Source organism: Protofrankia symbiont of Coriaria ruscifolia (assembly GCF_900634745.1).
Classification (GTDB): domain Bacteria; phylum Actinomycetota; class Actinomycetes; order Frankiales; family Frankiaceae; genus Protofrankia; species Protofrankia californiensis.
On record NZ_CAAAFR010000155.1, the window covers coordinates 22097 to 39761 of the forward strand.

At 68.4% G+C, this 17665-nt stretch carries 17 protein-coding genes; 7 read left to right on the plus strand and 10 right to left on the minus strand.

Annotated features, from left to right (window positions below; genetic code table 11):
- Nucleotides 1-245 precede the first annotated feature (245 nt).
- Nucleotides 246-1172 carry a 3-methyl-2-oxobutanoate hydroxymethyltransferase gene (gene panB, locus CV1CTNOD_RS17115; protein WP_207386511.1) on the plus strand — a complete coding sequence of 309 codons (927 nt, stop codon included), beginning with the start codon at nt 246-248 and terminating at the stop codon, nt 1170-1172.
- A gap of 277 nt (nt 1173-1449) precedes the next feature.
- Here the strand turns inward: panB and CV1CTNOD_RS17120 are convergent, their stop codons facing one another.
- A complete protein-coding gene (locus CV1CTNOD_RS17120) occupies nt 1450-2232 on the minus strand; it encodes a helical backbone metal receptor (protein ID WP_242606769.1) in 783 nt (260 codons plus the stop codon).
- A gap of 34 nt (nt 2233-2266) precedes the next feature.
- Nucleotides 2267-2950, minus strand: coding sequence for an NADPH-dependent F420 reductase (gene npdG / locus CV1CTNOD_RS17125; protein ID WP_131787049.1), 684 nt, complete (start codon nt 2948-2950; stop codon nt 2267-2269).
- A 637-nt stretch (nt 2951-3587) separates the two neighbouring features.
- Here npdG and CV1CTNOD_RS17130 point away from each other — a divergent pair.
- Entirely contained in the window at nt 3588-3806 is a 219-nt protein-coding gene (locus tag CV1CTNOD_RS17130) for a hypothetical protein (protein ID WP_131767925.1), read from the plus strand.
- 238 nt (nt 3807-4044) lie between these two features.
- Here CV1CTNOD_RS17130 and CV1CTNOD_RS17135 read toward each other — a convergent pair whose 3' ends face one another.
- Complete coding sequence (locus tag CV1CTNOD_RS17135) at nt 4045-5046, minus strand: site-specific tyrosine recombinase XerD (RefSeq protein WP_131787073.1); 1002 nt, start codon at nt 5044-5046, stop codon at nt 4045-4047.
- A gap of 291 nt (nt 5047-5337) precedes the next feature.
- On the opposite strand from CV1CTNOD_RS17135, the gene CV1CTNOD_RS17140 reads away from it, so the two are divergent.
- Both CV1CTNOD_RS17140 and CV1CTNOD_RS17145 read left to right on the plus strand, forming a co-directional pair.
- Complete coding sequence (locus CV1CTNOD_RS17140) at nt 5338-5880, plus strand: hypothetical protein (RefSeq protein WP_131787050.1); 543 nt, start codon at nt 5338-5340, stop codon at nt 5878-5880.
- A 116-nt stretch (nt 5881-5996) separates the two neighbouring features.
- Entirely contained in the window at nt 5997-6830 is an 834-nt protein-coding gene (locus CV1CTNOD_RS17145) for a PKD domain-containing protein (RefSeq protein ID WP_131787051.1), read from the plus strand.
- Between the two features lie 85 nt (nt 6831-6915).
- Here the strand turns inward: CV1CTNOD_RS17145 and CV1CTNOD_RS17150 are convergent, their stop codons facing one another.
- Both CV1CTNOD_RS17150 and CV1CTNOD_RS17155 read right to left on the minus strand, forming a co-directional pair.
- Nucleotides 6916-7692 carry an NUDIX domain-containing protein gene (locus CV1CTNOD_RS17150; RefSeq protein ID WP_131787052.1) on the minus strand — a complete coding sequence of 259 codons (777 nt, stop codon included), beginning with the start codon at nt 7690-7692 and terminating at the stop codon, nt 6916-6918.
- Nucleotides 7674-9425 (minus strand): CTP synthase, encoded by a 1752-nt coding sequence (locus CV1CTNOD_RS17155; protein ID WP_131787053.1) that lies wholly within the window; start codon nt 9423-9425, stop codon nt 7674-7676. Before CV1CTNOD_RS17155 ends, CV1CTNOD_RS17150 begins: the two co-directional genes overlap by 19 nt.
- A gap of 256 nt (nt 9426-9681) precedes the next feature.
- On the opposite strand from CV1CTNOD_RS17155, the gene CV1CTNOD_RS24875 reads away from it, so the two are divergent.
- Entirely contained in the window at nt 9682-9828 is a 147-nt protein-coding gene (locus CV1CTNOD_RS24875) for a hypothetical protein (RefSeq protein WP_165485577.1), read from the plus strand.
- A 102-nt stretch (nt 9829-9930) separates the two neighbouring features.
- On the opposite strand, the gene CV1CTNOD_RS17160 is transcribed toward CV1CTNOD_RS24875, so the two are convergent.
- The 5 genes from CV1CTNOD_RS17160 to CV1CTNOD_RS17180 all read right to left on the minus strand — a co-directional run bounded on the left by CV1CTNOD_RS17160 (nt 9931) and on the right by CV1CTNOD_RS17180 (nt 14313).
- Nucleotides 9931-10548 (minus strand): malonic semialdehyde reductase, encoded by a 618-nt coding sequence (locus tag CV1CTNOD_RS17160; protein WP_131787054.1) that lies wholly within the window; start codon nt 10546-10548, stop codon nt 9931-9933.
- 340 nt (nt 10549-10888) lie between these two features.
- Nucleotides 10889-12148: a serine hydroxymethyltransferase gene (gene glyA, locus CV1CTNOD_RS17165; protein WP_131787055.1), complete on the minus strand. Its 1260-nt coding sequence runs from the start codon at nt 12146-12148 to the stop codon at nt 10889-10891.
- A complete protein-coding gene (locus tag CV1CTNOD_RS17170) occupies nt 12135-13187 on the minus strand; it encodes a class I SAM-dependent methyltransferase (RefSeq protein ID WP_131787056.1) in 1053 nt (350 codons plus the stop codon). Before CV1CTNOD_RS17170 ends, glyA begins: the two co-directional genes overlap by 14 nt.
- Before the next feature lie 203 nt (nt 13188-13390).
- Nucleotides 13391-14017 (minus strand): hypothetical protein, encoded by a 627-nt coding sequence (locus CV1CTNOD_RS17175; protein ID WP_207386512.1) that lies wholly within the window; start codon nt 14015-14017, stop codon nt 13391-13393.
- Between the two features lie 86 nt (nt 14018-14103).
- Nucleotides 14104-14313 (minus strand): hypothetical protein, encoded by a 210-nt coding sequence (locus CV1CTNOD_RS17180; RefSeq protein ID WP_131787058.1) that lies wholly within the window; start codon nt 14311-14313, stop codon nt 14104-14106.
- 926 nt (nt 14314-15239) lie between these two features.
- Here CV1CTNOD_RS17180 and CV1CTNOD_RS24880 point away from each other — a divergent pair.
- Together CV1CTNOD_RS24880 and CV1CTNOD_RS17185 are read left to right on the plus strand one after the other, a co-directional pair.
- Entirely contained in the window at nt 15240-16112 is an 873-nt protein-coding gene (locus CV1CTNOD_RS24880) for a hypothetical protein (protein ID WP_165485581.1), read from the plus strand.
- A gap of 11 nt (nt 16113-16123) precedes the next feature.
- Nucleotides 16124-16603 (plus strand): hypothetical protein, encoded by a 480-nt coding sequence (locus tag CV1CTNOD_RS17185; RefSeq protein ID WP_131787059.1) that lies wholly within the window; start codon nt 16124-16126, stop codon nt 16601-16603.
- Nucleotides 16604-17665: the final 1062 nt, after the last annotated feature.

The following is a 17665-nucleotide window of genomic DNA, read 5'->3' on the forward strand; positions in this document are numbered from 1 at the left end:
CGCCGCATCGGGCATGGCGCGGTGAGCCCGTTTACCCGGAGCCGCTTTCGTCCACCACTGCGGTGCCTGCTGTGCCCCATAGATCCCGTCCGCCGAAGTTGTGTCCCGACCATCAGGTAGCACCTCGATATCCAAGATCGAAGCCTACGGTGAGCTGCGCCACGACGCATCTGTTTCCCCTACGGTGGCAGCATGGTGGTGACGCCGGGACGCGCCAGCGCCCGGACGGACCCACAGGAGATCGCATGAACATGACAGCAGGAGCGTGTTCCTCCCCGCCCACCTCCACGATCGGGGAAGCGACGACGCTGTACGGCGCGTCGACAGCATCGGGCACGTCAGGGTCAGCGGCTGCGACGAGGGGCACCGCGACTCGTCGCGGGAGGACGACGGTCAGGGACATCCAGGCGGCCAAGGACCGCGGGGAGAAGTGGGCGATGCTCACCGCCTACGACGCGACCACGGCCCGGATCTTCGACGATGTGGGCGTGCCGGTGCTGCTCGTCGGCGACTCGGCGGCCAACGTCGTCTACGGCTACGACACCACCGTTCCGGTGACGGTGGAGGAGATGCTGCCGCTGGTGCGGGCGGTCGTACGCGGGACCACCCATGCGATGGTTATCGCGGACCTGCCTTTCGGCTCCTACCAGAAGTCGGTGGAGCAGGCGATCGACAACGCGGCACGTTTCATGAAGGACGGCGGTGCCCAGGCGGTCAAGCTCGAAGGGGGCGCTCGGGTGGTCCCGCAGGTCGCCGCGCTGGTGGCGGCCGGCATCCCGGTCATGGCCCACCTCGGGCTGACCCCGCAGAGCGTGAACGTCCTCGGCGGCTATCGGGTGCAGGGCCGCGGTGACGCCGGAGACGCCCTGCTCGCCGACGCGCTCGCGCTGGAAGCGGCCGGCGCGTTCGCCGTCGTGCTCGAGGTGGTCCCGTCCGATCTCGCCGCCCGAGTGAGCAAGGAGCTGACCATTCCGGTCGTCGGCATCGGGGCCGGCCCGGACTGCGACGCACAGGTCCTGGTCTGGCAGGACATGGCCGGCCTTTCCGACTCGCACACCCGGTTCGTCAAGCACTACGCCGACCTGCGCTCCACCCTCACCGACGCGGCGCTGCGATTCACCGAAGAGGTCCGCGGCGGCACCTTCCCCACAATCGAACACAGCTACCACTGATCAAGCCGGCGATCCGGTCCCCCCGGGTGCGCGAAAAACATGATCGCGCACCCTTTGGCCTGGTAAGCCAGGAATTCGGGCCTCCGGGTGCGCGAAAAACATGATCGCGCACCCTTTGGCCCACCGACAAGAGGGTTCCTGATCAGCTCTCCCGAAGGATGTGAATCCGATGCTGTGATCGCAGCATCGGATTCACATCGCTGAGCCGTCGTCATGCCGCTCGGCGGCGGCCGGCCTCGGTCGGGACGGGCTTCCTGATCTCGGTCGGGACGGGTCGTCAGGTCCGTGCGGGTGTGGTGACCGGCCGGGACAGCTGGGCGTCGAGCACCGCGCGCGCCGACACCAGCGACGGCCCGTACCAGGTCAGGTGACGGCCGGAGACGCACACCACCGGAGTACCCGCGAACATCTCCGGACCGTCGGTCGGGCTGAACGCATAGGGCTCGTCGGGCAGCACCACCAGGTCGACGGGCGGCACCTCGTCCAGGCCGATCCGGGGATAGCGTTCGGGATGGTCGGCGAGCACGTTGTCGATCCCGAGTCGACGCAGGACGTCACCGGTGAACGTGTCGCGGCCCACGGCCATCCAGGGCCGTCGCCACACCGGGATGAGGGCGCTGCGCCGCGGTCCCGAGTACGGCGCCGCCCACGTCGCGCGTGCGGTGGTCAGCCAATCCGGCCGGTCGAGTCCGCAGGCGTCACGCAGCATCCGGTCGAGGCTCACCAGCGCGGTGTCCACGCTGGTCGGCGCCGTCACCCACACCGGGATGCCGGCCGCCCGCAGCCGGTCGAGATCAACGGCCTGGTTCTCCTCGGCATTGGCGCAGACCACGTCCGGGGCGAGCGAAATGATCATAGCGATGTCCGGGTTCTTCGTCCCGCGCACGCGCGTCACGTCGAGCCCGACCGGACGGGAGCACCAGGCCGTCACCCCCACCAGCAGGCCGGGCGCGGTGCGGGCGATGGCTTCGGTGAGGCTCGGGACGAGCGACACCACGCGGGTTATCCGCCGGGGTACCTCCACGTCGATACCAAGATCGTCACGACCACTCGCCGTCACCGTTCTCACCCACCTCAGCCGGACCAGACGTCCGTCACGAAACGTCCGTCACGCGCAGACCCGCGTGGGCCTTGTAGCGCCTGTTCACCGAGATCAGGTTCGCGGTCAGCCCCTCGACGGACGCGGCGTTACGCAGTCTGCCCGCGTAGACCCCGCGTATACCGGCGATCCTGCCTGCCAGGGCCGCGACGGTGTCGGTGGCATGCTGGTCGTCGCCCAGGACGAGAACGTCGGTGTCGATCTCACTGACCGTCTCGTCCTCCAGCAGCACCGCACTGACATGGTGGAACGCGGCCACCACGGTGCTGTCCGGCAACAGCGCCGCGGCCTGCTGCGCCGCGCTTCCCTCTGGCACCGGAAGCACGAACGCGCCGCCCTTGTCGAAGCCGAGCGGGTTGACGCAATCCACAACGATCTTACCAGCGAGTTCGGACCGCAGGCTGGCGAGCAGTTCACCATGGCCGTCCCAGGGCACGGCGACGATCACGATGTCGCCGGCGGCAGCGGCGGCGGAATTGTCCGCGCCGGTGACGACCCATCCGGCCGCACTCAGTTTCGCGGCCGCATCCCCGGCACGTTCGGCGGAACGCGAGCCCAGCACAACCCGGTTGCCGGCGATGGCGAGACGGCGACCGAGCCCGCGGCCCTGCGGCCCGGTCCCACCGAGGATGGAGATCGTCAACAATGAGACGTCAGGCAGATCACCAGCTGAACCCATGGGTCACATCCTGCCGCATGACGTGCTTGCAGGGCATTCTGATCGTCACCGTATCGATCAGGCAAGCCTGCCCCGGGCGCCTTCCACGGGTCCCCCGGGGAGGAGAAATAGTGATCTTCAAACCCCTCCGGGCCTGCCGGCGCCGGAGCCTGGCAAACATGGTCCGCCGGCTATGGCGTGGTCGACCCGGAGGACCGAAGGCAACGCGATCATGATTCTCCGGCCGTGCTTCTCCCGCGCCGGTGCCGGACAACCACCCTCCTGATCAACTCGGAGTTTATCCATACGACCGGATTCACCTGCAGGTACCCCCGGTCACCCGACCCGGGAGCGAATGCGGGACTATGCCTTCACAACATGACAGCTACGAGCGTTGATCATTCCGCAAGAGGCTGGCAGACGCCGGGGGCGGAGTCTTTTCGAAAGATGCGGCCGTACCGATCGGGCAGAGGAGCGGCGGAAGGTGAACGACGAAAGCAACTCCATGATTGCAACACTTCGTGAGCAAGATATGGCTTTGCGTGATATCCACAGAGCGTTGGACAACCCCGGCCACACGTCGTTCGAGGACGGGTCGTACCGTTCCATTCCACGAACAGCGGCGAGATCCACAGAATCAGGCGGGAGAGGTCGAGCAATGGCGGACGTATCGGTTCGCTTCGCGATGACGAACGACAGCGAAGTGGTGCTCAACCTGTCGCTGCCGCAGGCACTGCGCCTGATGGAGGCGATCGCGCGCAAGGTCGGTGAGACACTCGCCGAACGCAGCACGCAGAGCGTGGGAGGCGTCGGGGGTGTTCCCGCACCCGCTCCGTCCAACGGCATGCCGAGCCTGGGGCCGTACACCCCGTCCTGAGCCTGCTTACAGGCCGACGGCAGCGCGGATCCCCACCGGCTACCTGGGGCTTGCCCGGCTACCCGGGCGGCCATCGTCAACAGGCGATGGCCAGGGGATGCGCAGCGGCCACCGCAGGCGTCCCGCAGGCGTCGTCGACCCGATGACCGGAGGCGGTGCGTGCCCGATGTGCCATGCACCGGACGTGTCACCCCTGGCGGCCGACTGGCAGCCTCCCACGGTCGGGGACCAGGACCGGTCAGCCCCGGACCGGGCGTGTGCTGCCCAACGCCCGAGGATGCGATGTCGCGTACACCTCGCGCAGGCGGTCCACCGTGACCAGCGTGTAGATCTGGGTGGTACTGACCGACACGTGCCCCAGCAGCTCCTGCACGACCCGGACGTCCGCCCCACCGTCGAGCAGATGGGTCGCAAAGGAGTGCCGCAGCACGTGCGGTGACACGCCCTCCACGCCGGCTGCCACCGCCGCGGTCCGCAGCACCGTCCAGGCACTCTGCCGCGACAGCCGGGTCCCCCGCCGAGACAGGAAGACCGCCGGGGACGCCCGCCGGCTCGCCAGTACCGGGCGGGCCCGGACCAGGTAGGCGGCCAGCGCCTCCCCGGCGTACCGCCCGAGCGGGACGACCCGGGTGCGGCCGCCCTTGCCGCGCAGCCGCACCGACGCCGTGTCCAGATCCAGGTCGTCGACGTCGAGGCCGACGGCCTCGGAGATGCGCGCGCCCGTGCCGTAGAGCAACTCCAGCAGCGCGACCGCCCGCAGCTGCCGGCTCCCCTCGGCGGGATCGCCGCCGTGGGGAGCGCCACTGAGGGGAGCAGAGGCAGCGCTGAGGACAGCCACCACCTGATCCACCGTGAGCGCCTTGGGTAACCGGCGCGGCGGGGCCGGCGGGCGTATGGGCCGGGAGACATCGGAGGCGACCTCGCCCTCCTGCGCGGCGAAGCGGTGCAGCGACCGGACCGCGACGAGCATCCGCGCCACCGACGACGCCGCGAGCGGCCGGTGCTCGCCAGCACCTTCCCGCAGGGTGGCCGCGAACTCGGCCACCTCGGATTCGTCCACGTCGGCCAGGGACCGTACCCCGCGAACGCTCAGGTGCTCCAGATAGCGACGAAGGTCGCGCCGATAGGCGAGGACCGAATTGTGCGCAAGCCCACGCTCGCCCTCCAGATGATCGAGAAAGCGCTCGACCACGGGTCCCGGGTCACCGGCCACGGGTCCCGGGTCCCGGGTCCCGGGCATGCTCACGTGACATAAACCCATCCCTACGCCTGCGCTCATCATCGACGTGAGTGGCTCGCCATCGACGTGAGTGTAGGGGCCCGGCGGACGACGTCCGCCGATACCGTGCGGATCACATGCGCTCGCGTGGAACGACGTGCCTGTTAGGGCGATTTGCCAACCCTTGTCCGTACGTGTAGTGGGCTGAGGTTATCCTCACACCTGATGCGGACAGACAGCGGACCGCCACGGCACGCCGGGTGTCTGTTGGTTGCTGCCGTCATCGCGGTGGCGGCCGGTTGTGGTGGCGGCGTGGCCACCACAGGCGCCTCGGCTCCGCCCAAGGCGGGAACGCTCGGCTCGGCGGGCCAGGCGGACGGGTCGGCCTCTGGCGATCCGCTCACGACCGCCTCCGCGCCGCAGGCGGCAGCGACGCCGTCCGCGCAGCGGACCGCCGACCCGATCCGGACGGCGCTGGCAACGGTCCAGGCGTACTTCACAGAGATCAACAAGGCCAGTCGGGAGGGACGGGTGGCAGAGGTGAGCCTGACAGCCATGCCGGGATGCCAGACGTGCATGCTCGACATCGGCGTCACCCGCAATTTCCACGACCAGGGCGGACACGCCGACGTGGACCCGCTCGACGTCGGCCCGGTCACCATGGGCCCGCGCGGGGAGAAGACCATCACCGCGCAGACGACCGTGGCGATCAGGACCGTCCGGCTCCTGGACGCTGCCGGCAACACCGTCAGGACCTATCCCGCCCAGCCGGCCCGCGCCGCCACCGCGATGCTGGTGCTGGGCGCCGCGGGCTGGCGTATCGAGAACTTCCTGTACTCCACGGGATCGTCGTGACGCGGTCATGGCCGCACCTGCGCCCGCGCCTCGGCGCACCTCGGCCCGGTCGCGGGAGCCGCCACGGCAGCCACCGCATCGGCCGAGGCGGTAGTGCGGCCGGCGTTGTGAAACTGATGGCGGTCGTGTCGCTTCTCGTCACAACGAGCCTGCTCGGGGTGCTCCTGCCGGCCGTGTCGCCCGCCGCCGCGGCGCCGGGTTCGCCGACCGGCTCACCCTGCGCGGCCCTGTGGGGATACTGCGACACGCGCGCCACCGACTACGGTTACGTCTACACCTTCGTCGGCGGACAGCTCCACCGGACGCCCGCGACCGGCAGGGGCGCACGGACGGCTGCCGGGTGTGCGGACTGCCCCGTCCGCCTGAACTTCTGCAACATCGGCGACGAAACCACCGAGTTCGAGCAGCTGCTGTGGGCGGCCTTCCCGGAGGCGGCCGCCGACACGAACGCCCTGTGCGACCCCCAAGCCGCTGCCGCCGCCCCGACCCTCGCCCAGGTTCAGGCCGCGCTCACCAACTATCTGCGAGAACAGGCCCTGCCCCGACCCACGCTCGTCGTCGCGCCGAGCGGGCGAAGCTTCGCCAACCTGCCCACGGTGGTGTACACACCGGTCCCGCCGAGCTTCGTCTTCAACGTCGACCAACCGGTACTCGCCACGATCACCGCGGTCCCCCACTACCGGTGGGACTTCGGGGACGGCACGGCCGGCCCGGACTCCCCCGGCCGCCCCTTCGACCCGGCGATCTCACCCAGGGAGCATCCCGACGCCTACGTGTCGCATCCCTACCGCCAGCCCGGCACCTACACGATCACGTTGACGGTGACCTGGCAGGGAACATTCGCCGTACCCGGTGTCGGGCAGGCGTTCCCGCTGGAACCGGTGGTCCTCGCGGCGAACGCCGCCGTCGTCGTGGACGAGGCCGGCGGCGTCCTCACAGGCAACGGCTGACCACGCCGTCCGACCGCCTGCCGGCTGACCTGCCGGACCGACGCGGCCCTGCCGCACGCGGCCCTGCAGATCAACCTCGCGGCGGTCAACCGGCAGGTGCCGGACGGTCCGGCCACGGCACGTCCGCGGCGCGCAGCGAGGCGAACCCGCCCGCGCGGGCCGTCGCCACCGCCAGGATGCCGATCACAGCCATGGCGTTGGTGATCGACCCGGACAGCACGCCGGTCACCGCCTCGTCGAGATCCACCCGTTGCGTCCGCATGTCGGCCTCCTCATGGACGCCGACGTGCCGCTGTGACGGCGGAATCACTGCAAGATCACGAGCGAGGAAGACGCGGTAGGCCTCGTCGGTCATGCCCGGTGAGGCCAGGACGTCGACCAGCAGGTCCCACCGCGCGGCCGTGAGGTGGGCCTCCTCGGCGAGCTCGCGGGCAGCCGCAGTCGCCAGCCGCTCTCCAGGGACGTCCAGGATGCCGGCGGGCAGCTCCCACAATGCCCGGCGGACCGGATGACGGTACTGGTTGACCATCACCACCTGCCCGGTCTCGTCCAGCGCGACCACGCCGACGGCACCGGGGTGCATGACGACGTCACGCTGGGACACCACGCCGTCCGGCATCCGCACGATGTCCCGGCGGAGCCGGATGATCCGCCCGGTGAAGACGACGTCGGACTCCGCCACCTCGTAGTGGTGTCCGGTGTCGGAACGGTAGCCCGCTGCTACGGACGTCCCGTCTGCGGGCGTCCCGTCTGCGGGCACCCCGTCCAGCGCTGTGTCCAGCGCTGTGTCCGGCTGTGTCCCGTCCGGCTCCTGCGCGCCGGTCTCCCCCACCTTGCCGGCTGTCACGTTGTCGGCGGCCATGACGGCACCAGCTCCTCACAGTTCACCTCGGCCGACAACCCCTGGCCGTCCACGTCCCCGATTCCGCTGGGAAGCTCGACCGGCAGCACCCCGGTGCGCTGCTCGGCATGCGTGACCGCCGCCGCGGCCAGCGCGCGGAACAGCGGGTGAGCCCGGGTCGGCCGGGACCGGAACTCCGGATGCGCCTGGGTACCGACGTAGAAGGGATTGACCTCCACCGGCAGTTCGACGACCTCGACGAGCCGGCCGTCCGGCGACGTCCCGGAAATCACCAGCCCGGCCGCGGCGAGCCGGTCACGGTAGTCGTTGTTGACCTCGTAGCGGTGCCGGTGGCGTTCATCAATCTCCGCGACCCCGTACACACGCCTGGCGACCGTACCGGGCGCGAGCGTGCACGCATACAACCCGAGGCGCATCGTGCCGCCCATGTCCCGCTCCCCGGCGACCACGGCGCGCTGGTCGGCCATCGTGGAGATCACCGGATCCGGCGTCTGCGGATCGAACTCGGTCGAGTTCGCGCCGGTGAGCCCGGCCATGTTGCGGGCGGCCTCGATGACCATGCACTGCAGACCCAGGCACAGGCCCAGGGCCGGGATCGCGTTCGTCCGCGCGTGCCGAAGCGCCTCGATCTTCCCTTCGATCCCGCGGATACCGAAGCCGCCCGGCACGAGCACGCCGTCGACGCCGTCCAGCGCGACCGCGGTGGCCTGCGGGGACGAGCAGGAGTCCGCCGGCACCCAGCGGATCTCCACCCGGGCGTCCACCGCGAACCCGCCCGCCCGCAGCGCCTCGGTGACCGACAGGTAGGCGTCGGGCAGGTCGACGTACTTGCCGACGATCGCCACGGTGACCAGCTTGGCCGGGCGGTGGACGCGGCGCAGCAGGGTGTCCCACTCGGTCCAGTCGACGTCGCGGAAGGGCAGGCCGAGGCGGCGGACCGCATACGCGTCCAGACCCTCCCGGTGCAGCACCTTGGGGATGTCGTAGATCGAGGCCGCGTCCGGCGCGCCGACGACGGCCTCGTCGTCCACGTCGCACATCAGGGCGATCTTGCTTTTGAGCGCGTCCGGCAACGGGCGGTCGGACCGGCAGACCACCGCGTCCGGCTGGAGGCCGATGCTGCGCAACGCCGCCACCGAGTGCTGCGTGGGCTTGGTCTTGAGCTCCCCGGAGGGGGCGAGGTAGGGCACCAGGCTCACGTGGACGGTCAGGACGTTGTCCCGCCCGACCTCGTGGCGGACCTGGCGGATCGCCTCGAGGTAGGGCAGTGACTCGATGTCACCGACGGTACCGCCCACCTCGGTGATGACCACGTCCCAGGCGTCTGTGGCGAGCCTGCGGATCCGATCCTTGATCTCGTCGGTGATGTGCGGGACGACCTGCACCGTCTGGCCGAGGTAGCCGCCCCGGCGCTCGCGGGCGATCACCTCCGAGTAGACCTGACCGGTGGTGACGTTGGCGCTACCGTCGAGGTCGACGTCCAGGAACCGCTCGTAGTGGCCGATGTCGAGGTCGGTCTCGGCGCCGTCGTCGGTCACGAAGACCTCCCCGTGCTGGAACGGGTTCATCGTGCCGGGGTCGACGTTGAGATAGGGATCAAGTTTCTGCATGGTGACCCGGAGGCCACGAGCCTTGAGGAGACGACCGAGGCTGGAGGCGGTGAGCCCCTTGCCGAGACTGGAGGCCACGCCTCCGGTCACGAAGATGTGCCTGGTCACGTGCGCCTGCGCCACGCTGGGACCCTTCCGTGGGTTTCGCCGGCCGGACCCGTACCCGGCCGGTCCACGGGATTTCACGGTAACACCCCCGCCCCGGGTCGGGCCATGCGCGGGCGCCCCGTATCGGGCCATGCCCGGGTCCCACCGGCCTGCCCCCGGCTGTCCGGCGCACACCATGCGGCCTCGGCAACGGCCTCAGCGCGGAAAAGCGGCACTCCGCGGTGCGGGATAGCGGCACTCAATCCTGCGGAAAAGTGGTACTCAATACTGCGTGAGAGCGGTTAGGACCACCACTGCGGCCCTGCATGCCCGTACGGTCGTCCGTCTCGACCGGCCGGCCGAAGCAGCAGCCTTCCGCGCCGACCCGGACGCGGCCCTGTCCGGGCCCATCGTCCGTGGGATCGTTCAAGTCCGGTGACGAAGGTCGGTTGGATACCGGCCACCGCCGCATCCAACCGACTCGACACCCCGCCTCCGCCGTCGCGCCGACGACCAGAAGACGGGCGTCACAGAACAGACGTCACAGAACGGAGACGACCTGTTCGTAGTCCAGTCGCGGGTTCCGGTCGAACCACGCGTTCTCACCTGGCCTGCCAATGTTGATCACAGCGAGTGTGCGCAGCGGCTGATCGGCGAAGAACTCCCTGTCGACGGCACCGGCGTCAAGCCCCGTCATCGGGCCGGCCGCGAGCCCCGCGGCGCGGATACCCAGGATGAAGTAGCCGATCTGCAGGCCGGCGTTGAAACGCGCGGACTGCTCGCGGGCGGCCGGTTCGGTGAAGAAGTCCCTGGCGGTCGGCAGGTGCGGGAAGACCTGCGGGAGGTTCTCGTGGAAGTCGACATCCGCGGCGACGATGGCCACGAGCGGCGCGGACCGCGTCTTTGTCTGGTTACCCGAACTGAGGTGCGCGACCAGCCGCTCCCGCGCCTCGGGCGAGCGAACCAGGATGATCCGCAACGGCTGGGCGTTCATGCTGGTCGGCGCCCATTTGACCAGGTCGTAGACGGCACGGATCTGCTCGTCGGACACCGGTTCTTCGCTGAAGGTGTTCGCGGTCCGGGCCGAGTGGAACAGCAGATCCGCGGCGGCGGCATCCAGTGTCAGGGCACTGCTGGTGGAGGTGTCGGTGACGGTCATGAAAGTGGGACTCCTGATGGTCGGGTGTCGTCACGGATCCGGCAGTCCAGGCCGAAGGGCACACGATCATCGCTCGTGCCGGGCGCCCGGCGGCCTCGCGGGACACTACTTGAACACACAACCACACCTCCGGCGTCCCCATGCCGGTGTGAGCTTCGCCGCCGGTCCACTTCCCAGTCGACGGGACGGCGGAGCCTGCGGACGTACACCGATCGCCACCGATGACGGCGCGGTCCCGATGGACCGCACAGGTGGTTTCCGTCGTTATGACGCCCCTCGCGTGGGGGCCCGGATATGGGGCGATGGGCCGATGGTCGGTGCGTTGGCCAGGTTACGAGTGTCAGGGCTGGCCGAGGCCAGCGAACTCCTTGCGGAGTGTCACCACTTCGCCACGGATGCGTTCGAGCCGTGTTTCATCCTCGGGATGGCGAAGGATTTCGGCCGTCCAGTCGGCGATGCGGCGCATCTGCGGTTCGCGCATGCCGCATGTCGTCATGGCGGGGGTGCCGTAGCGGATGCCGCCGGGGTTGTACGGGGGGTTCGGATCGTAGGGGATGGGGTTTCGGTTGGCCACGATTCCGGTGGCTTCCAACGCGTCCGCGGCTTCACGGCCGGTCAGGTCGATGCCCGAGGCGGCCAGTTTGAGTACGAGAAGGTGGGTGTCGGTCCCGCCGGTGACGAGCTGAAAGCCGTGATCGAGGAGCCCGGCCGCGAGGGCCTGAGCATTCGCGATGATCTGGTGGGCGTAGGCCGCGAACGCGGGGGTCTGCGCCTGCGCAAGGGTCACGGCGATACCGGCGATGTGGTGCTGATGCGGGCCACCTTGCAGACCGGGGAAAACGGCCTTGTTGATGCGGCCCGCCACATCCTCGTTGTTGGTCAGGATCAGAGCGCCACGCGGGCCGCGCAACGTCTTGTGCGTGGTGGTCGTCACGACATCGGCGTAGGGCAACGGGTTGTCCAGCGCACCGCCGGCGACCAGTCCCGCCAGGTGGGCGATGTCGGCGACCAGCCAGGCCCCGGCCCCGTGGGCGATCTCGGCCAGCCGCGCCCAGTCGAAGCGGCGTGGATAGGAACTGGTGCCGATCATCAGTAGTTTCGGGCGGCGCTCGGCCACGATCGTCGCCAGTTTTTCGTGGTCGATACGTTCCGTGTCGGGGTCGACCTGGTACAGGACCGGGTTGTAGTAGCGGCGCACGAAGGTGACGGGCGATCCGTGGCTGAGGTGCCCTCCGCTGGGGACGTCCATGCCGATGGTGGTGTCGCCGGGCTCGCACAGCGCGTAGTAGACGGCGTGGTTGGCCTCGGCGCCGGAATGCGCCTGAACGTTGGCGTATGCGGCCCCGAAGGTCGCCCGCGCACGGTCGATGGCAAGCTGCTCGATCTGATCGACAATCGTGTTGCCCTGGTAGTACCGCTTGCCCGGGTAGCCTTCCGCGTATTTGGCGGACAGCACGCTTGCGGTCGCGGCAAGCACGGCGGGGCTTGCGTAGTTCTCGCTGGCGATCAGGTCGATGGTCGTGTCGTGCCGGCGCTGCTCGGCGTCGAGGAGAACGGCGAGTTGCGGGTCAATCCGCCGGAGTAGGTCAAAATCGGACATATGCTGCTCCTGTGACTCGTGCGGACTGGGACGTTACCGAATCGGATCCCTGTCGAGGCTCTGCGTGTCGGGTGGCGGTGATGTCCATCCAGGGCCAGGCAGGACCGGCCATGCCCCGTGCGGAGGCGAGCCGGTAGAGCGCTCGTCGGCCTGGCTGCCAGGCCAAGGGGGTGCTGGTGAACGCGCGCCGCGCGGGGGATGCGTGTTCCCGGCCGCGGACGGCCACGCCGGTGAATCCGGCTGCCGTGATGAGCCGTGTCAGCGCGTGTGTGCTGTAGGAGACCGCGTAGGCCACCCCGCCGAGGTTCGTGCCGGCCAGCAGCCGCCGGCCGAGCGTGGGGGGACAGCGAGTATAGGCAAAGCGGATAAAAGCGGCATTAGGGGTTCGGATCACCAGATGGCCGCCGGGTTCCAGCAGCCGCGCCGCGTCGAGGAGGACCTGACCGGGGTCGGAGAGCTGCTCGAAACAGTTCAAGATCCAGACGGCGTGGAACCGCTGACCGTCGAATGCGTTGACGTCGAACGGGGCGGTGATGACGGTGGCCCCGTGCCGGCGTGCGTAGGCGGCAGCCTCGGTGCCGAGATCGACGCCAATGGCGTGGGCGCCGTGGTGCGTGGCATAGATCAGGAAGGCGCCGAACCAGCTTCCGATCTCCAGGATGCGCGCTCCGGCCCGTACGCCGTGGGCCGCGTTCCAGGGGTGGTCGCGCTGGTAGCCTGCGATGAATCCCACCCACATGCGGTCCAGATAGGCGGGGTCGTAGTGGTCGGTGACGTACCGGTCCATCCGTCCGGCGGGTACCGCGCTCGGATCACGGAAAACCGACTGGCAGGCGCGGCAGACCAGAAGATCAGCACGATAGTCCTGGGTGAACACGGCGGTGTCCTTCAGCATGACGGGTTCGTCGCTGAGGCGGTCGGTGAGCAGGTCACGAGTCCATCTGCTGTCGGCAAGAAGATCCTCGGCGCTGCGAAGCAGCGTGGCCCAGCGGGCACCACACGCCGGACACCGTGACTCCACATGGGGATCACTGCGCATGGCCACTCCGGCGGCAGCATGCGACGCGGCTCATCATCATGGCCTGCCCGGCTGTAAACAAGCGGCCCACGCCCCCGTGCGCAGCCAGATATATGTCATGCTTCACTCGCACCCCAACCCGTCATAGGTCATGATCTGTGCGGCGCACACGAGAACACACCGCAGCAGCGGTCGGCTACCCTGCCCCCTCTGTACCGGCACCGTCAGAGCGGGCACCGCATCCCAGCGCCGGTCGGCTCACCCGGCATCCACACGATGTGCGTGCACGAGCCGATGTCGACCTGCCAGGTCTGCCGGTTGCGGTGGTCCTCGATACACACCGGCCGCCGCGTCAACGGCTCGGTCACCCGCGCATGCACCCAGGCGTGCGCGGTTTCCCACGCCGCCGCGTCGAACTCGGCCACCACCACCCCGTCACCGTCCACGACCACCAACCGCCCCCCGGTGAGCGCGGTAGCCGCACCTGGGATGGCCGGCTCATCCGGCACCCGCGGACCATCCAGGAACGGGAAATGCTGCCGTCCCACCAGCCGTGTGACTGCCGCTGCCCACATCTCGTCGTCCACGGCCGAGAGCACCGACCCGGACCCGTCAGCGGTGAGGTCACTACCAGCATCCACTGGCCTGGTCCCGCGTCGACCCGGCGGCACCCTGTCCGCACGCCATGCGCGGGCTACCACGGTGTGTACCGCCTCCAACGCCGCACCCTGACCGGCGAAGAACGCCAATGCTTCGGCCTCCGTCACCCCGTCACCGGCCCGCAACAACGGTTTCGGCGTCACCGCCAACACCGCAAGCAGACTCCGACGAAGATCTGACACACGCAGCACCGGACCACTCCACACGGTCCGATCACCCGTATTCAGCGATCTCGGCACGGACCGGCAGTGCTCCGATGGAGGCAGACCATCCCCGCTCATCGGGTGTCTCCCCGCCAGCGCACCGCCGGAGCCGCCACACTCTCGGTGAACCGCACCGGCCCCACCGCGTAGTCACTTATCCCGGCCGACCGGGCATGCTGATCGGCAGCGGTCACGCTCTCAAAGGCCATCACCACCCCCGAGACCGCCCACCTCTCCGCACCACCGAACTGGACCAGCGCATACAACGTGCCCGAACCGTCCATTGTCCTGCCTCCCTCCCGCATCAACCGAGGACAAGCCGGTCCCGGACGGATGAAGGGTGAAGGGGGCACCCGCCCGGAACCGGCCCGGCGACACCGCCCCGGACGCTTCCCACGCCCAGAACCCGGCATCACACCGCGCCGCCGCGCCGCGCCGGGGACTCTTGTCAGCCCGAGCGGAACCGCTGACCGAGGCTCTCATTGCTGTATGCGGCCGATCTAGGACACTTCAATGGGCACTCGAGGGGCAGATATGGGGCTGTTTCAGGGGCAGGTGGGCGGCATCAAGCAACATCTCGTTACGTTATGAGGTGACTACCCCATGTATAACGATCTAGATATACGTCCGCGAAGAGAGGCCACGGTGACAGAGTCAAACCCACAGCTGCGGCGAGCGCGAACGCGCATCGAATCACCGAACGCCCCCGGCGAACCGCTGTCACGCCAGGAACTCGCCGATCTGGCAAACGCCTGGATCTTCGAGCACAAAGACCGAACCGTCGCTATAGACGATCATTACATTGGCAAGCTCGAACGGGGGGGTAATCCGCTGGCCACAGACGGACTACCGTGCTGCACTTCGAGCAGTCCTTCGCGCACGAACAGATCATGAACTGGGCTTCCGGCGACTCCGCCAAGCCGCAACCCCTGACGACAGCATCCCCCCCGCTGCCCTTATCCCGCCTGGTGAGGTCCGGACGTCCAACGTCACGTTTGGCTTTCCGTCCGAGAGAGAGCTACTGTCGCCGACCATCCAGGCGGGTAACCCCGCCAATGATCTTCTGCTATTGGACGAGTGGTCAGCGATGCACCGGAGAGACCTGTTCGCGAGTGCCTTCAGCGCAGGTGCGCTTGCGCAGTTGGAGTCCTATCTTTCGACCATGGACGCGGACCCGACCGCCAAGGTGTCCGTACTTCGAGCAGTTACCATGGCTCAACGTCGCCGCGAAGGCTCGATGTCGGCCTGCGAGCTTGCTGGAATCGTCGTCGAACACCTTCGGCTACTTCGCTCTGTCGGCGGGGAGTCACAGGATCCAACTGCCCGGCGGGAAGCAACCGAAGGACTCAGTGAAGGGTTCGGGTTCCTCGCCTGGCTTTCTTGGGATATGTGGGAGATCGGTTCAGCGCAGCGTTACTATCAGGCAGCTGTCCGTCTTGCGCGGGAATCACGACACCGAACTCTCGTCGCCTACATGATCGGCAGCCTTGCTGTTTTTTCCGCCAGTACGGGCAACGCGCACCGCGGTCTATTGTTCCTGGAGAAGGCCCGGAACGCACTGCCGAACAGCAGCAGACACGCCGTTGTGGATGCCTGGATGAGCTCCACTGCTGCCATCACCCATGCCGCCGCAGGAGATGAGAAGGCAGCCTGGGGCCACATCGACGACGCCGAGGAGGCCGTCACTAGCATCTCGTCCGACGAGCAACCTCCCTGGCCATGGGTCATGCGGTTCGACGCTGCCAAACTGGCTGGATACCGGCTCACCACCGCCGTCAATCTTGGATACCCTGATCTCGCGCTTGAATGCGTACCCGCCGCTACCACGGCACAAGCACGCAATCACACGGCTCAGTACGCCCTCACACTGCTCGACCAAGCCACCGCCCACAGTATGAAGGCCGAGTATGAGCAGAGCGCCAGCGTTGCCCTCATCGCTCTAAACGTAGCCGCAGTAAAAAACTCTCACAGAGTAGTCCGCGCCGCATGGCGAACCCGTCAGGCTATCCCAGCCGCTGTCACATGTGATGCAATCAACCAGCTTGACGCCCGACTTCACGAACTCGACCCAATCGACATCTGAAAGGCAAGCGTATGCCGAGGATTGGCATAACTGGCCATAGAGGGTTATCTCATGAAATCGAAGAATACGTCCGCCGTGAGCTCCGTCAACTTCTCGGCACCATCCCAGGCGACCAACTCACCGGCATCAGTTGTATCGCAGATGGCGCCGACAGCATCTTCGCCGAAATTGTTCTGGAACTCGGAGGACAGCTATCTGTCGTAGTTCCAGCCACCACATATCGCAATGATCTACCCGCGTCCCACCACCTGGACTATGATCGTATTCTCGACGCGGCACACACAATCCAGCGCCTTGACCACGAAGCATCGAACTCTGAAGCCCACATGGATGCGAGCCGACTGATCGTCAACGATGCAGATGAACTCATCGCGGTGTGGGACGGTGAGCCAGCACGCGGCTATGGTGGTACCGCCGACGTCGTCGCCTATGCCAAAGATCGGCGAATACCTGTGCGCGTCGTGTGGCCGCGGGGCATGAAGCGCGACTAGATGAGCCCCTCTGACCTAGATTCGCCAGTACCGGGGTGGCGTTGACTGCTTGTTGATCGTGGAAAGTGATCGGGTGCCTGTTGCGCAGGGAGAATCGGGGGTTGCGAGACCAAACCGATATCCCAGGCGAGAGGCACCCGTCAGGTGGCAAGGATACGCAGCGTCGAGTCGTCACGGAAGCCCGGCCCCGGAGAGGGTTCATGGGCGGGGGTGCCGGCGGGAGCGGGTGCGGATCGGGCCGGTGGATCCGTCGGTGACGGGGTCGGCGGGGCTGGTCGCGGTGCACGAGCTCGTCGACCGGCTCGGGACCGTCGGCGCGCTCGAGGCTGGGATCGGGCCGGTCAAGCAGCGGGCGCGGGGCTTGGGGGCCGGTGAACTGCTCGTCGGGATGGCGACCAGCCAGCTGGGGGCGAGTCGTCGCTGTCGGGGCTGGACCGGTCGCGGGCGGACGCGGCCGGGGCGCTGCTCGCGCCGGTGCCGTTCGCCCCGTCGCGGACCGCGGCCCGACTCGCCGAACGGTTCGGACCAGCCCAGCTGGCCGGGATCGAGACCGGGCTGGCCGAGATCGCGCGGCGGTATCTCGACCGGCTGCCCGCCCAGCGGCGCGCCGAGCTCGTCCTTCACCGCCCGACGCTCGACTTCGATTCCTCTGACGTGGAGGTCTACGGCCGTAAGAAACGCGGCGTCGCCTACACCTACGAGGGCAGACGCGCGGGCCGGCCGCTGTTGGCGAGCTGGGCGCGCACCGGCCTGACCCTGGCCGCGGACCTGCTCGCCGGCAACCAGGATCCCCGGCCCCATGTCGTCGGCCTGCTGCGCCGGGCGCTGAGGGTGCTGCCCGGCGCGGTGTGCGCCCCGCCGCGGGTCCGCGCCGACTCCGGCTTCTTCTCCGCCGCGTTCGCGGATGCCGCGGTCGCCGCTTCCAGCTACGCCCCGGCGGGGTTCTCGCCCGGCACCTACACGATCGCCTGGCGGGTGACGGTGCCCGCCGAGGAGATCTCGGCCGACCCGTGCTCCCGGCGGCGGCGCACGATCCCGAAAGGCCAGCTCGCCCTGGTCCTC